Consider the following 12,697-nt stretch of genomic DNA (forward strand, 5'->3'; position numbering starts at 1 on the left):
TCAGAACAATTGTTCAGAATTGGCCTACATCACTTTGAGCCGAATCTTATTGAGCGCCGCTGACCGCGCCGAACTTGCCCAGCACAAAACCAATGAATTGCTCGACGGTCATTTTCTGGCCGTTGAAGGTCACTTCATTGTTGGCGTAGTGCAGCTTGGACACGATATCGGTACCCACCAGGGTCGCCAGTTGAGTACCCACGGCCATGCCGCTGATCATCTCGCTGGCCATCTGGGATTGCTGCTCGATGGCTTTCGGGTCGGTCACACCACCGATCTGCGCCTGCAGGCCGGCAACGTCCTGGATCATCGGCTTGGACAGGGTCAGGTTGGCGTCCAGCAGCGCAACGATTTGCTTGCCCAGTTCAACCGGCGGCAGGTCCATGCTCGACGGCTTGGCGAAGTCCGCCACCAGGTTGAAGCGGCTCTCGCCATTGGTGGTTTTCAGCGACAGGTTTTCTACCGCCACTTGCGGCTTGGCAGCCAGCAGTTGGTCGACGTTGGCCTGGGCCAGGGTCTGCTCGGCTTCGGTCAGTTGCAACTCAGGCACGGGCTGGCCAGCAGCGGCAGCGGCCTGGGCCGGCTGTACTTTTTCCTGGTAGAGCTTGGTCAGTACCAGCATCGACGGGATGTCGACGTTCTTCATGCTGACGGCCATGGCCGCCGAACCCACTGGCTTGCCCTGGTAACCGATCTCGTCGATCTTGTAGTCGACGCGGCCGGCCAGGTTGTTGTCCTTGGTTTCGCTGCTGTCTTTCTGCTCAAAGTTCTTGAGAGTCAGCACTGCTTGCTGCGGGCCGAAGGTGACCTTGGTGTTGGTCAGCTCGACGGTGTTTTGCCCGGTGTAGAAACCGAAGGTGGTTTTTTCCAGGTTGCTGGCGATGGTCAGGCCGCTCAGCTCCGCATCCAGCTTGGCGTTGTTGGCATCGACAACCGAGACCTTGAGGCTGTCCATGTAGCCGCTGGCCTTGACCTTCTTGCCTTCGGCGGTGGAGTCGAAGTCGAGGTTGGCGCCGGAGAAGCTCACGGCCGACTTGTCGTCCTTGAGTTCCAGGGGCAGCAGTTCAACGTTGCCGGTCACCGAGCGGTCATAGCCGATGTTGGCCACGCCTTTGAGGGGCGACACGTCCTTGCTGGCAGCGAACCATTTTTCGGTGGTGGGGTTTTTCTCGAGTTCGTAGTGACTGGTGGCCATGACCGGCAGCCACTTCAGCGACACCAGGCGCGAGAACGGCAGCGGGCCGTGTTCGATATGGTCGACGAACAGCAGTTCGGTGTCCTGATGATTTTCGCCGAACACCGCGCCCTGGGCCTTGAGGCGATAGTGGGCGGTGCTGCTGAACAGCTGACGGTCGAGGGAGACCAGTTCGAGGGTCACAGTGCCGTCGACACCGGCCATGGAGGTCTGCAGTTCCTTGTTGGCGTCCTGGATGGCGGTTTGCAGCACCGGCTCCAGTTGCTTGCCGGTGTACCAGGCACCGCCTGCGCTGATTGCACCAATGGCGACGACGATACCCAAGAGAACGACTGCTGGCTTATTCATGTAGTGACCTGATCAAATCCTGTGAAGTGGGCTGTCTTCCCTGAACCCCGAAGGGTGTCGGCTCAAGCCCGCCGAAATCCGGGGAAGATTAGCATTGGCTGGCGTATGCAGCCCAATTTTTCAATAGGCGCAGACTTCAGCGCTGAACGGTAAAGTGCCTTCGCGAGCAAGCCCGCTCCCACATTCGACTGCATTCCAAAGATGGAACTCGATCGAATGTGGGAGCGGGCTTGCTCGCGAAGGCGTCAGTACAGACACCACAGATTTCAGGAATACTCGGTTTCGATCTCATCGAGTTGATGGTCGAAGCTTTTCAGGCGCGCCGTCCACGTATACACCAGCACCTCAAACTCACGGTGAATCACCGCATTGCCCGGCGTATCCGACTTGGGATCATAAAAATCCAGCTGGTAACGCTCTCGCGCCATCGCAGTGGCCACGTCGGATAATTCCCGGGCGTTATTCAGCCAATGCCGTCCGTCGGCGACTTGCCGATCAAGCATCACGCATTGTTTTTTCAGGGCTTCGAGGCTTTTTTCCAGCGGTGTGCCGGTCAGTTCGCCCATGACTTCCTGGAAGGTGCGCCCCGGCTGCCAGTAGCTGCCCCAGAAGTAGCGGTCGAACACCGTCTCGACCCGGCGCAGGGCAACCTTGGTGTCCCAGATCGCCACGCGGGTCTTGCCTTGTTCGAGCAGTCTTCGCTTGATTCGCTGGCCCTGGTAGGAGGCCCAGGCCACCACGCCGATGGACAGCACCGCGATCAGCGCGCTGGCGCTGTCGAGGAACACCATGGCCTTGTCGATTTGATGGGCCAGCATGATGCCGTAGAAGTAAGTCGCCGATAGCAACACCAGTGCGAAGAACACGCACCAGAAAGCGGGAGCATAAGGGTTTTTCATTATTGGAATCCCCATGAGCAAACGCGAGCAGTGACCAGCGGACCATCACGTAAGTCCGCCTGTCAAAGCATAGCAATCAGCTCAGGGTTTGCTGGCTTGTGTGGCTTGCGTTCGTCCACTTTCCCAGCCACCGCCCAGGGCCAGGAACAAATCGATCTGGCTCATGGCAACCTGGGTGTTAGCCGCGGCCAGTTGCGCCCGCACGTCGGTGTAGGTGCGGGTAGCTTGCAGGTCGGCCAGGAACGACGCGCGGCCGGCCTGGAAGAACCGGTGCGTCTGCTCCGCCGCCTCTTTGGCCGACGCGCCGGCATCCGCCAGGGCATCGCGGCGTTGCAGTTGCGCGGTGTATTGCGCGAGGCCCGTCTGGGTTTCACGGATAGCGTTGAGCACCACCCCGTCGAAGTGCGCCAGGGCGCCCTGGGTCGCGGCTTCGGCTTCGTGGATGCGGGCGCGGGCGCCGTTGGTCGGCAGCGTCCAGCTGATCAGCGGGCCAAAGCCCCAACGGTTGGTGGCCGGGGTGCCGAGGTCATCCAGGATGCCGACGGTGCCCACGGTGGCGCCGATGCTGATGTCCGGGTACAGCGCGCCGGTGGCCACACCGATGCGCGCGGTGGCCGCCGCCAGTTGGCGTTCGGCCTGGCGCACGTCAGGGCGGCGCTTGAGCAGCGTGGCGCCATCGCCCACCGGCAGCAGTTGCGCGATGTGCGGCAGTTCGGCGCATTGGGCAGTGCCGGCCGGCAGTTGATCCAGCGGCCTGGCCAGCAACATCGACAGGCGGAACAGCCCGGCCTGGCGCAGTGCTTCATAGCGCGGCATTTCGGCGCGCAAGGATTTGTATTGGGTTTGCGAACGGGTGACCTGGGTTTCATCACCGCGCCCGGCATCCCGCAGGCGCTGGGTCAGGTGCGTGCTCTGGGCTTGCAGGTCGAGGGACTCGTTGGCGATCGCCAGCTCTTCGTTGGCCGCGCACACCTGGGTGTAGGAGCGCACCACGTCCGCCACCAGGGTGATACGGGCGATATCGGACGCCGCCTGGGCCGCATCGGCAGTGGCCTGGGAGCTTTCAATGCCGCGCTGCAAGGTGCCGAACAAATCGAATTGATAGGAGGTGCTGATACTGGCGCTGCCGATATTCGCCACCGGGACTTTTTCCGTCAGCAAATAGGCCTCACCCGATTCTTGCAGGCGCTGGGCTTCGGCCTTGGCCCCGGCACTCCAGCCGCCGGCCGATTCGGCTTGCTGCACCTGATAGCGCGAGCGCTGCAAGTTGGCCGCAGCCACCCGCAGGTCGGTGTTGGAGGCCATGGCCTGCTCCACCAGCTTATCCAGGCGCGGGTCCTGGTAGAGCTTCCACCAGTCCGCCGGTACCGGCGCCGACACCACATTGCTGCCCTCCCCGGCCAACTGGCCCTGAAGGTCACCGCGGTTCACGGCCGCCTTGTCCGGCAGTTTGTAATCGGGCCCCACCACTTGGCAGGCCGACAGCAACAACCCCAGCCCGGCGGTTGCTAAAAGCCGTTTCATGGCTTGTTCTCCGACTTGGGTTGGTCGTCGATGATCGACACGGTGGCGGTGCGCCCGGCAATCATGCGGAAGTCCGCCGGCACATCGTCAAACGCAATGCGCACCGGAATCCGCTGGGCCAGGCGCACCCAGCTGAACGCCGGGTTGACGTTGGGCAACAGGTTGGAGCCGCTGGTGCGGTCACGGTCTTCGATACCGGCGACGATGCTCTGCACATGCCCGCGCAGGCGAGCGTTATCGCCGATCACGCGGATGTCGACGCTCTGGCCGACGTGAATGCCGTCGAGCTTGGTCTCTTCAAAGTAGCCGTCGATGTGGAAGGAGTTGCTGTCCACCACCGACAACACCGGGCGCCCGGCGGTCACGAACTCCTGGTTACGCGGCGCACGGTCGTTGATGTAGCCGTCCACCGGGCTGCGGATCACCGAGCGGTCCAGGTTGAGTTGCGCGGCATCCACCGCCACTTGCGACTCGGCCAGGGCCGATTGGGCACGGGCGACGCGGGACTGGCTTTCTTCCAGTTGCTCGCTGGCCACCAGGTTGCCGAGGCCACGGTTACGCTTGTTCTCGCGCACGGCCTGGGCCAGGGTTTCCTGACGGTCGGCCACGGCGGCCTGGGCCTGGCGCAGGGCCAGCTTGAAACGGTCCTGGTCGACGGAGAACAGCACCTGGCCGCGCACCACCAACTGGTTGTCGCGCACGTCCACTTGCTGGATCAACCCGGACACGTCCGGGGCGATCTGCACGATGTCGGCACGGATGTGGCCGTCACGGGTCCACGGCGCGAACATGTAGTACATCACCATGCGCCACACCACGACGCAGGCGAAGGTCACCACCAGTAACGTCAGGACTACACGGCCAATGGTCAAAAAAGGTTTTTTCATGTCATGAGGTATCGACTGAGTGAATCCACTGCGCCCAGCAACAGAGCGTAGAGACCCACATTGAACAATGCCCGGTGCCAGACCAGGCGATAGAAGTGGACGCGGGTCAACAGCCCGTGCACCACCAGGTACAACACATACGTAATGCCCATCAGCACCAGCAACGTGGGCAGGAACACCCCGCTGATATCCAGATCACCGATCATAAAGGCGCTCCATCGGGTAACGGCGCTTCCATCTCTGTGCCGCCAAGAAATTCCACGCCGGGCAACAGCGCCAGGCGCAAGCCGCTGAGGGCGTGCAACAAATGCAGGCGGGTTTCGTCCTCGCCTTGCAGGCCCTGGCCGTTGAGGGCGCGGCGGGTACGGTCGAGGGTCATCAGCAGACCGCTGGGGGCCGGCAGACGTTCACCGGCCTTGAGGCAGGCCTTGAAGTAACCGCCGACGCCTTCCACCACCTGGTTCAACAACACCCGCGGCACCCCGAGGATGCGCGGCGAGTACGCCAGCAGGTCCAGCAGGTTCAGCGCCACCCGCACTTCCCGCAGGGCGATGCCGGTGTCCTGGCCGGTCATGGCCAGGCGCGGCAGGTGTTGCATCAGGCGGTCGAGCATTTGCACGCCCATCTTGCGGTGTTCGGCCAGGGTCGCAGGCTCGGTCAGGGTGACGATGTCGCGCCAGCTGAAACGGGTCAGGCGCTTGGCCGCAAGCTCAGCGCCGAACGGCCGGGCAATCAGGGTCCAGACAAAGGCGAACAACAAGCCCACCGGGCCCGCCAGGTTGGAGTTGGCGAAGGCCAGGAAGTCCGCGTCGTAGGCACCCTGGATGCTGATGAACGACGAGGTGTTGACCAGCGTCAGCAGCATGCCGAGGTAGAAGCGCGGCTGTACCGTCAGCGTGCCGATGCAGATAAAGGGCACCGAAAACGCCAGCACCAGCATCGGGAAATCATGCAGGTTGGGCAGCACCAGAAACAAGTAGAGGCTGGCGAACAGCACCGACATCGCGGTCCAGAAAAAGAACCGGTAGATCTGCGGCGCCGGGTCGTCCATGGAGGCGAAGAAGCTGCAGGCCACCGCCGCGAGGATCACCGCGCTGCCACCGTCGGTCCAGCCCAGCAGGATCCACAGCACCGAGGCGACGATGATCGCGGTGACGGTGGAAAACGCCGAGTAGAACATCAGGCCCCGGTCGAGGAATGGCGTCAGCCGGCCCAGGCGCCAGTGGCGGTAAACTGCGCGCCAGCTGTCCTGGCTTTCGCACTGGATGGCGGCTTGCAGGCTGCGGCAGTCCTGCCACAGATCCACCCACTCGCCCAGGCGATACAGGGCGTTGGAGAACAGCAACTGATGGCGGTCATCCAGGGCGTCGGCATCGGGTTGCAGGGCTTCGATCTGGTCGCGCAGGACACGCCAGCGTTCGAGGGGCGCATCCTTTTGCGTGCTGACCAGCCACTCGTTGGCGGCGGTCAGCAGCGGCGTGAAGCGCTCGAGCAACTCCGGGGCGCGGTGTTCCAGGGCGTACACGGCGTCGTCGAGGGCATCGATCACCGGCAGCAGGTGGATCATCCGCCCGCGCAGCTCCTTGGTGTTGCGCACCGTTTGCGGCCGCGAGCCCTCATGGGGCAACTGGCCGATCATCAATTCCAGGGTGTTGAAGGTGGCAACCATGCCGCCGCGCAGGGTGCTGATTTCTTCGGGCTGGACGTTGCGGCTGAGGAAGCGCCGGCTGTAGACCTGCGCGTCGGCAAACCACTTGCTTACCGAGTCATCGAACACCGGCGCCAGGCGTCGCGGCCAGAACATCGCACCGACCACGGCCGCCACGGCAATGCCAAGGAAGATTTCTTCAGTCCGCGCTTCGGCCACATCCCACACCGCCAGCGGGTTATCCACCACCGGCAGGGCGATCAGCGGCAAGGTGTAGCCGGCCAGCATCAGCGCATAGCTGTTGGCGGTGCGCAGGTGCAGGGACAGGAACAGCAGAATCCCGGTCCACAGCGCGATCACCACCACTAACACGTAAGGCGTCTGCACAAACATCGGCACAAAAAACACCGCAGCGGCGGCGCCCATGAAGGTACCGACCGCCCGGTACAGCGCCTTGGAGCTGGTAGGGCCGACAAACGGGCTGGACACGATATACACCGTGGCCATCGCCCAATACGGACGCGGCATTTGCATCAGCATGGCGATGTACAACGCGATCATTGAAGCGGCGAATGTCCTTACGCCATAGAACCAATCCCTGGCCGGCGGCATGCCGGTAAAAAATCCGTTCAAGAACTCACAACCATGGGATGTTGATTGGCACCTTCGAAGGCCCGCAGTACACGCAAAGCAGCTTCCAGGTCATCGGGGTCGATTGTCGCCAGCACCTCGCGACGCAGGCGCACCAGTTGCTGTTCCACTGCCTGCACCAGCTCGCGGCCACGCTCGGTGAGGCTCAAGGCCTTGGCGCGGCGGTCGTGGATGTCTTCGGTGCGGCACACATAGCCGGAACTGCACAGCTGGTCCAACAGGCGCACCAGGGACGGGCTTTCCATCCCGGCGGCCTGGGCTACCTTCACCTGGTGCACACCGTCGCCGAGGCGGCCGATCATCAGCAGCGGCACGGCGCAGGCTTCGGAGATGCCATAGCTGACGAGCGTGGTCTGGCAGATTTTGCGCCAGGTCCTGGCACCTACCACCATGCTGCTGCTGATGTTCATCTGGAGTTGTTCGAGGGTCTGGGACACTGGATTATTCGCATACAGTTAGTTTGCTAACTATCAATATGGTCGATGGATCCAATGCAGTCAAGTTTTGATACAAATTTGCGGATGGGTGGATGGCCCGTGGGCTAAGTAAAGCTGGTTTGGGGAAAGGTGGTTTGCTGTCAGCAACCGTCAGTCGCCTCACTCAGCTCACATGCGTCGTCAGGTATGCACGTTGTATATACTTCGTACATACCAATCTAGAGCATTCACTTATGTCAAAACTAGCCGTTTTCACCTTGAAGCTTGAGTCGGAACTACGCGACCAATTCATGGCCGAGTGCGAGGCTACCCACCGTCCTGCATCGCAAATCGTGCGAGATATGATGCGTCAGTTTGTCCAGGCCCAGCAGGAATCACGGGAGTACGACGCGTTCTTGCAGCGTAAAGTAGACGCCTCTCGCGCCTCGATACAGGCAGGCAGAGAGATTTCCAATGAGGATTTGGAAGCTGAGTTTTCTGCGAAACGTGCTCACGTAGATAATCAGGAATGAGGGTTGCCTGGACGCCGGAAGCGGCGCAGGACCGTAGGGATATCTGGGACTTTTTATTTGAGAAAAACCCACAAGCCGCAGCCGATATGGATCGACGCTTCAGCAGTGCAGTGCTGGGGCTGGCAAAACACCCAGAAATCGGCCCACTCGGCAGGATCACAGGCACACGCGAAGTCATTCCTCATCCAAGCTACCGCCTTGTTTACCAACTTGAGCCCGACGTAGTAAGGGTCGTGGCGCTTGTGCACACCGCTCGCCAATGGCCACCAGAGAAAGCAACCGCCTCTTGACGGCCTAGACTCCTCGCCCCTCTCTCAACCGCAAATTCAACTCATCCACCACCTCCGCCCAATCCGCGTCCTCCAGAATCTCTTCACGCAAAAACGCCCGCTGGGCCGGCGTCCAGAAAAAAGCATCCGCCAGGTGCAGTTCGGGTTTGAGTGGGGAGTGGACCGCGATGAACCGCTCGATGCTGACCGGGTCATCGGGCAAACCGAGCTGTTTGAACAACGATGGCAAGTTGTGGACTGGGGATTCCATGAGGCGTTCCTGGAGAGAGGGTTCACCTGAGTCTAGCCCCCCAGGCGAACATAAACCTCTCGGGTGTTGCGCGGATTAATCGCAGCCCTCACGGTGCACGCCCGCTGGCGCGTTACACAGCACGAACAGCCGGGCCCGCGCGCCGCCGCCGTCCTGCTGGCTGAGCTGACGCCATCCGGCCGGCAACGGGGCAAACTCATCCGGCGGCTCCGCGGCGCTGATCAGCCATACACGCTGGATCTCGGCGGGTAACGCCGACAAGCGATCAAGGTAGATGCGCCCGCCATCCTGGTCCACCAGGGTGCCAAAACCATAGGCATTAGGCCGGGTGGACTTGCCGGCGGCGGTCGGCGGTGTGAAAAGCTGCAACTGGGCGTCGGTCTCGTCGTAATAGACGTAGGGCAGGTACCACAGCATGTCGCTGATGACGATGCGGTCATCTTCCTGGTAGTTGCGATTGACGAACTCCACCACCACGTTGAATTGATCATGCTCATCGACGGTGGAGTTGGTCTTCACGCCCACCAGCTCGACCCCGACAAACAACACGAAGACTGCCGCTGCTGCGAGCGGCAAGCGCGACGACAGACGGTCTACGGCCAACGCCACGATGATCGGCAAACTCATCGCGTAGGCGGTCAGATAACGCTCGATAAACACCGGGGAAATAAACGAAACCCCATAGACCAGCAGCACTGGCAGCATGAAAAAAAGCCCCAGCAGCCAGCCAAAGCGAAAGCGGCTTTGATCGCGCCAGGCAGTCACACCGACCAGCGCCATCAGCAATAACGGAAACACCACAAAGAGCGGTCGCCACAAGTGGTCGCCCGGGTCCTGAATGAGGAACTGCCACACCATCGACGGCACGGAATACAGGTTGACCGGGTCTTCCCAGCCAATATCACCGCCCACCTTGAGTTCTTCGGTGTGCTGCACCAGGCCCAGCAGATTCGGGAGCCAGGGCAAGTACAGCAACACAATGGCAACGTTGGCCAACCACCAGCCCGCACGCGTGACCAGGCGCAGGCCGCCGGCCCGTGGCTGACGCAGCAACAGCAGCCATGACCAATGCACCAGCACGCACAACGCGGTGAAATAGTGGGTGTAGAAGGCTGCCGTCATCAACAGCGCATAGGCCACCAGATAGCGCTTGCGCTCAGGCTGGCGGACCCAATACACCAAGGCCAGGGTGGCGGCCAGCAGCCACACGCCCAGCAGCGAATACATCCGCACTTCCTGGCTGTAGCGCACTGCCGTGGGCAGCAACGCCAACAGAATCCCGGCCAGCACCGCCGCGCGACGGGTCGCGACCAGCCTTGTCAGCCAGATTCCCAGGCCGACTGCGACCACACCGGGGATCGCACTCATGCTGCGCAGGGAGAAAATGCTGTCGCCGAACACCTCGATCCAGCCGCGCAGCATGCAGAAATACAGCGGCGGGTGAACGTCATGTGCGGCGTGAAACCACAGGTCTTCCAGGGAATACTCGGCGAGCAGCAGGCTTGAACCTTCATCGCCCCAGATGGCGGAGGCGGTCAGGCCATAGAAACGCACGGCCATGGCCAACGCCACCAGAGGTACCCACCACAACCGAGCCAGCCAGCCGGCATGTTCCCAAAGGCCAGGATTGAGCAAGGGCAATGCCCCGGCCTTGTTGTCTTGTTCCGCCACAGAGCGTCGCACCTCTACTTCCTCACCCACTACTGAACCTGCGCTTGCGCGAACACCCGCCACTCTAGGTCAAAAGGCCTTGATTCGCCCGCTGTTTTGCATGGATTTGACCAACCATCCGCCAATCGGACAAATCTGAATTTTGCGCAGGACGTCTCCGACGCTTTCATCGGATCACGCTATGATTGCTGCCTTCCATGGATTCAGGATCAAGGACATTTCATGCGCATCGGTCTTCTGTCACCCCTGGCACTGGCATTGCTCGCCACCCTTCCCCTCCAGGCCCACGCCAGCGGCGATGACTCTTGCTACCCGGATTGGCGAGTGTCGCGCAACAGCCTGGACGTGTGCAGCAACCTGCCCTTCCTGAGCCCCGGCAATGACAGCCGGGTCAACCTGCGGCTGTTGCTGGCGGACAAAAACGTCATGCCGCTGGCGCCGAATGCCTTGGGCGAGCAGGACGTGTCCGAAGGATTTGGCCCGGTGCCCTTTCCGGTGTATCGGCTTATGCCGGCTGCGGATGAGCCCGACAACAAACCCGACGACTCGCGCACCGCCGAACTGGATGCACTGCTCACCCCGCTGGGCATCAAGCGCGACGACGCCAAGACCGCCGGTGAAGCCTTCCTTTCCGGCGAAGGCAGCCGCTGCCGCAGCAACGCCGATGACAGCGCCGCCGCGTTTATCAGCCAGGTGGTGAAGGCCGATGTACCGCAGGCCGAGCGCCAGTTACTGGCCAAGCTGCGGCTGCAGATGCTCGGCAGTTGTTCCTCGGACGGCGTAGCGGCAGGCGAGGCCGACCAAATCAAATCGGCAGACGGCCAGGCATTGCTCACCTACCTGAAAGCCGCCGGGGACTTTTACAGCGGACGCTTCAGCGATGCGCAAAAAGGTTTTGCCGGGCTGACGAGCAGCTCGCTGCCCTGGCTGAAGGAAACAGCGCTGTACATGACCGCCCGCACCGCGCTGAACGACGCCCAGCAAAATGCCTTCGATGAATACGGCACGCCGTCGCTTGAACATGTGGATAAGTCTGCCCTGCAACGGGCCGAAAGCGCTTTCGACGACTACCTGAAAACTTATCCACAGGGCGAATACGCCGCCTCCGCCCGTGGCCTGTTGCGCCGGGTGCACTGGCTGGCGCCCAACCCCGACAAACTGGCGGACGACTTTGCCTGGCAACTGACCCAGGCCACCGATGCCCAGCGCAACGTGTCGCTGGATGAACTGGTGCAGGAAGCCGACACCAAGCTGCTGACCAGCACCACGGCACCTGTGGGCAACCCGCTGATCCTGGCCCTCAACGACCTGATGTGGATGCGTGCCGGTGAGCCGCCGAAGCTCACGCGTGAAGCGCTCGATGCACAAAAAGCGGTGTTCGCGCAGGAGCCCGCGCTGTATGCCTACGTGCAGGCGGCGTTTGCCCTGAACGTCGAGCATCAGCCCGACCGTGCCTTGAAGCTGCTGCCGCAAGACGTGCCGTCGAATCTCGACTACTTCGCTTTCAGCCAACAGACCCTGCGTGGCCTCGCGCTGGAAGCCAAGGAAGACTGGAAAGCCGCCGAGGCGCTGTGGCTGCAACTGCTGCCGCTGGCCAAGCAACCGTTGCAACGTGACCAGCTGGAGCTGGCATTGGCGATGAACTACGAACGCAGCGGCCAGCTGGCCAAGGTATTCGCCGCCGATTCGCCGATCAGTGCCAAGCAGGTGCGCTATATCCTGCTGCGCAACGTCGCCGGTCCCGACCTGCTGCGCCAACAGCTTGCCCATGCCGAAGACCCGGTAGAGCGCCAGACTGCGCAATTCACGCTGCTCTATAAAGACCTGCTGCGCGGCCAGTTCGAGACCTTTGCCGAGGACCTCAAGCAACTGCCCGCCTCGGTTCCCGATGACAAGCTCGGCACCAGCCTGGGCTACGTCTACAGCGGCGGCCAGTCGTTGAGACTGTTCCAGTGGAACGGTGACAAGGCCGAGTCCGGCTACACCTGCCCGAGCATCGCGCAAATCGCCAGCACCTTGCAGGCCGATCCGAAAAACCCGCAGGGCCTGAACTGCCTGGGGGAATTCGTCCTGCGTAACGGCCTGGACGGCATGCCCCTGGAACAGGCGCGCTCCGCCGGCAGCCTGGGCAGCACTGCCTCGCCCTTCAAGGGTGAAACCTTCTCGCGACTGGAGGGCTACAAGCGGGTGATCGGCAATCCCAAGGCACCGCGAAACGACAAGGCCTACGCGCTGTTTCGTGCCATCAACTGCTACGGACCTTCGGGCTACAACAGTTGCGGTGGCGAAGACGTCGACAAGAACGTGCGCAAAGGCTGGTTCCGCCAGTTGAAAACCGGGTTCGCCGACACCCAGTGGGGCAAGTCGCTGCAGTACTACTGGTAA

Annotated in this window: 12 protein-coding genes; 3 read left to right on the plus strand and 9 right to left on the minus strand. The window is 61.9% G+C overall.

Going from position 1 to position 12,697, the window contains the following annotated elements; genetic code table 11:
• Positions 1-46: 46 nt before the first annotated feature.
• The 7 genes from HX814_RS26900 to HX814_RS26930 all read right to left on the minus strand — a co-directional run bounded on the left by HX814_RS26900 (position 47) and on the right by HX814_RS26930 (position 7,562).
• Positions 47-1,543 (minus strand): YdgA family protein, encoded by a 1,497-nt coding sequence (locus tag HX814_RS26900; RefSeq protein ID WP_087693604.1) that lies wholly within the window; start codon positions 1,541-1,543, stop codon positions 47-49.
• A 266-nt stretch (positions 1,544-1,809) separates the two neighbouring features.
• The gene (locus HX814_RS26905; RefSeq protein WP_003218188.1) at positions 1,810-2,442 is read right to left on the minus strand and encodes a hypothetical protein; all 633 of its coding nucleotides are present in this window, start codon (positions 2,440-2,442) and stop codon (positions 1,810-1,812) included.
• A gap of 81 nt (positions 2,443-2,523) precedes the next feature.
• Positions 2,524-3,966, minus strand: coding sequence for an efflux transporter outer membrane subunit (locus HX814_RS26910; protein ID WP_008433656.1), 1,443 nt, complete (start codon positions 3,964-3,966; stop codon positions 2,524-2,526).
• Positions 3,963-4,853 carry an efflux RND transporter periplasmic adaptor subunit gene (locus HX814_RS26915; protein WP_003218191.1) on the minus strand — a complete coding sequence of 297 codons (891 nt, stop codon included), beginning with the start codon at positions 4,851-4,853 and terminating at the stop codon, positions 3,963-3,965. Before HX814_RS26915 ends, HX814_RS26910 begins: the two co-directional genes overlap by 4 nt.
• Positions 4,850-5,059 carry a DUF1656 domain-containing protein gene (locus HX814_RS26920; protein ID WP_003218193.1) on the minus strand — a complete coding sequence of 70 codons (210 nt, stop codon included), beginning with the start codon at positions 5,057-5,059 and terminating at the stop codon, positions 4,850-4,852. Before HX814_RS26920 ends, HX814_RS26915 begins: the two co-directional genes overlap by 4 nt.
• Positions 5,056-7,134, minus strand: a complete 2,079-nt coding sequence (locus tag HX814_RS26925; RefSeq protein ID WP_177009323.1) for an FUSC family protein — start codon at positions 7,132-7,134, stop codon at positions 5,056-5,058. Before HX814_RS26925 ends, HX814_RS26920 begins: the two co-directional genes overlap by 4 nt.
• Complete coding sequence (locus HX814_RS26930; RefSeq protein WP_177009336.1) at positions 7,131-7,562, minus strand: MarR family winged helix-turn-helix transcriptional regulator; 432 nt, start codon at positions 7,560-7,562, stop codon at positions 7,131-7,133. The genes HX814_RS26925 and HX814_RS26930 overlap by 4 nt, the downstream gene beginning before the upstream one ends.
• 260 nt (positions 7,563-7,822) lie before the next feature.
• Between HX814_RS26930 and HX814_RS26935 the strand changes: the two genes are divergently transcribed.
• Both HX814_RS26935 and HX814_RS26940 read left to right on the plus strand, forming a co-directional pair.
• On the plus strand, positions 7,823-8,101 hold the full coding sequence (locus HX814_RS26935; protein WP_003218199.1) for a hypothetical protein: 279 nt from the start codon (positions 7,823-7,825) through the stop codon (positions 8,099-8,101).
• Positions 8,098-8,391, plus strand: a complete 294-nt coding sequence (locus HX814_RS26940; RefSeq protein WP_093203108.1) for a type II toxin-antitoxin system RelE/ParE family toxin — start codon at positions 8,098-8,100, stop codon at positions 8,389-8,391. Before HX814_RS26935 ends, HX814_RS26940 begins: the two co-directional genes overlap by 4 nt.
• A gap of 4 nt (positions 8,392-8,395) precedes the next feature.
• Here the strand turns inward: HX814_RS26940 and HX814_RS26945 are convergent, their stop codons facing one another.
• Together HX814_RS26945 and HX814_RS26950 are read right to left on the minus strand one after the other, a co-directional pair.
• Positions 8,396-8,641 (minus strand): DUF2789 domain-containing protein, encoded by a 246-nt coding sequence (locus HX814_RS26945; protein WP_177009324.1) that lies wholly within the window; start codon positions 8,639-8,641, stop codon positions 8,396-8,398.
• A gap of 75 nt (positions 8,642-8,716) precedes the next feature.
• Positions 8,717-10,312 (minus strand): glycosyltransferase family 39 protein, encoded by a 1,596-nt coding sequence (locus HX814_RS26950; RefSeq protein ID WP_177009325.1) that lies wholly within the window; start codon positions 10,310-10,312, stop codon positions 8,717-8,719.
• 222 nt (positions 10,313-10,534) lie between these two features.
• Between HX814_RS26950 and HX814_RS26955 the strand changes: the two genes are divergently transcribed.
• A complete protein-coding gene (locus HX814_RS26955; RefSeq protein WP_177009326.1) occupies positions 10,535-12,697 on the plus strand; it encodes an outer membrane assembly lipoprotein YfiO in 2,163 nt (720 codons plus the stop codon).

The sequence above is a fragment of the Pseudomonas sp. C8002 genome (assembly GCF_013385765.1).
In the GTDB taxonomy this organism is placed as follows: Bacteria; Pseudomonadota; Gammaproteobacteria; order Pseudomonadales; family Pseudomonadaceae; genus Aquipseudomonas.

What these genes read in the sequence shown, in the direction of transcription:
- HX814_RS26900 (WP_087693604.1), bottom strand. Translation starts at nt 1,543, where the DNA reads ATGAATAAGCCAGCAGTCGTTCTCTTGGGTATCGTCGTCGCCATTGGT.
- HX814_RS26905 (WP_003218188.1), bottom strand. Translation starts at nt 2,442, where the DNA reads ATGAAAAACCCTTATGCTCCCGCTTTCTGGTGCGTGTTCTTCGCACTG.
- HX814_RS26910 (WP_008433656.1), bottom strand. Translation starts at nt 3,966, where the DNA reads ATGAAACGGCTTTTAGCAACCGCCGGGCTGGGGTTGTTGCTGTCGGCC.
- HX814_RS26915 (WP_003218191.1), bottom strand. Translation starts at nt 4,853, where the DNA reads ATGAAAAAACCTTTTTTGACCATTGGCCGTGTAGTCCTGACGTTACTG.
- HX814_RS26920 (WP_003218193.1), bottom strand. Translation starts at nt 5,059, where the DNA reads ATGATCGGTGATCTGGATATCAGCGGGGTGTTCCTGCCCACGTTGCTG.
- HX814_RS26930 (WP_177009336.1), bottom strand. Translation starts at nt 7,562, where the DNA reads ATGAACATCAGCAGCAGCATGGTGGTAGGTGCCAGGACCTGGCGCAAA.
- HX814_RS26935 (WP_003218199.1), top strand. Translation starts at nt 7,823, where the DNA reads ATGTCAAAACTAGCCGTTTTCACCTTGAAGCTTGAGTCGGAACTACGC.
- HX814_RS26940 (WP_093203108.1), top strand. Translation starts at nt 8,098, where the DNA reads ATGAGGGTTGCCTGGACGCCGGAAGCGGCGCAGGACCGTAGGGATATC.
- HX814_RS26945 (WP_177009324.1), bottom strand. Translation starts at nt 8,641, where the DNA reads ATGGAATCCCCAGTCCACAACTTGCCATCGTTGTTCAAACAGCTCGGT.
- HX814_RS26955 (WP_177009326.1), top strand. Translation starts at nt 10,535, where the DNA reads ATGCGCATCGGTCTTCTGTCACCCCTGGCACTGGCATTGCTCGCCACC.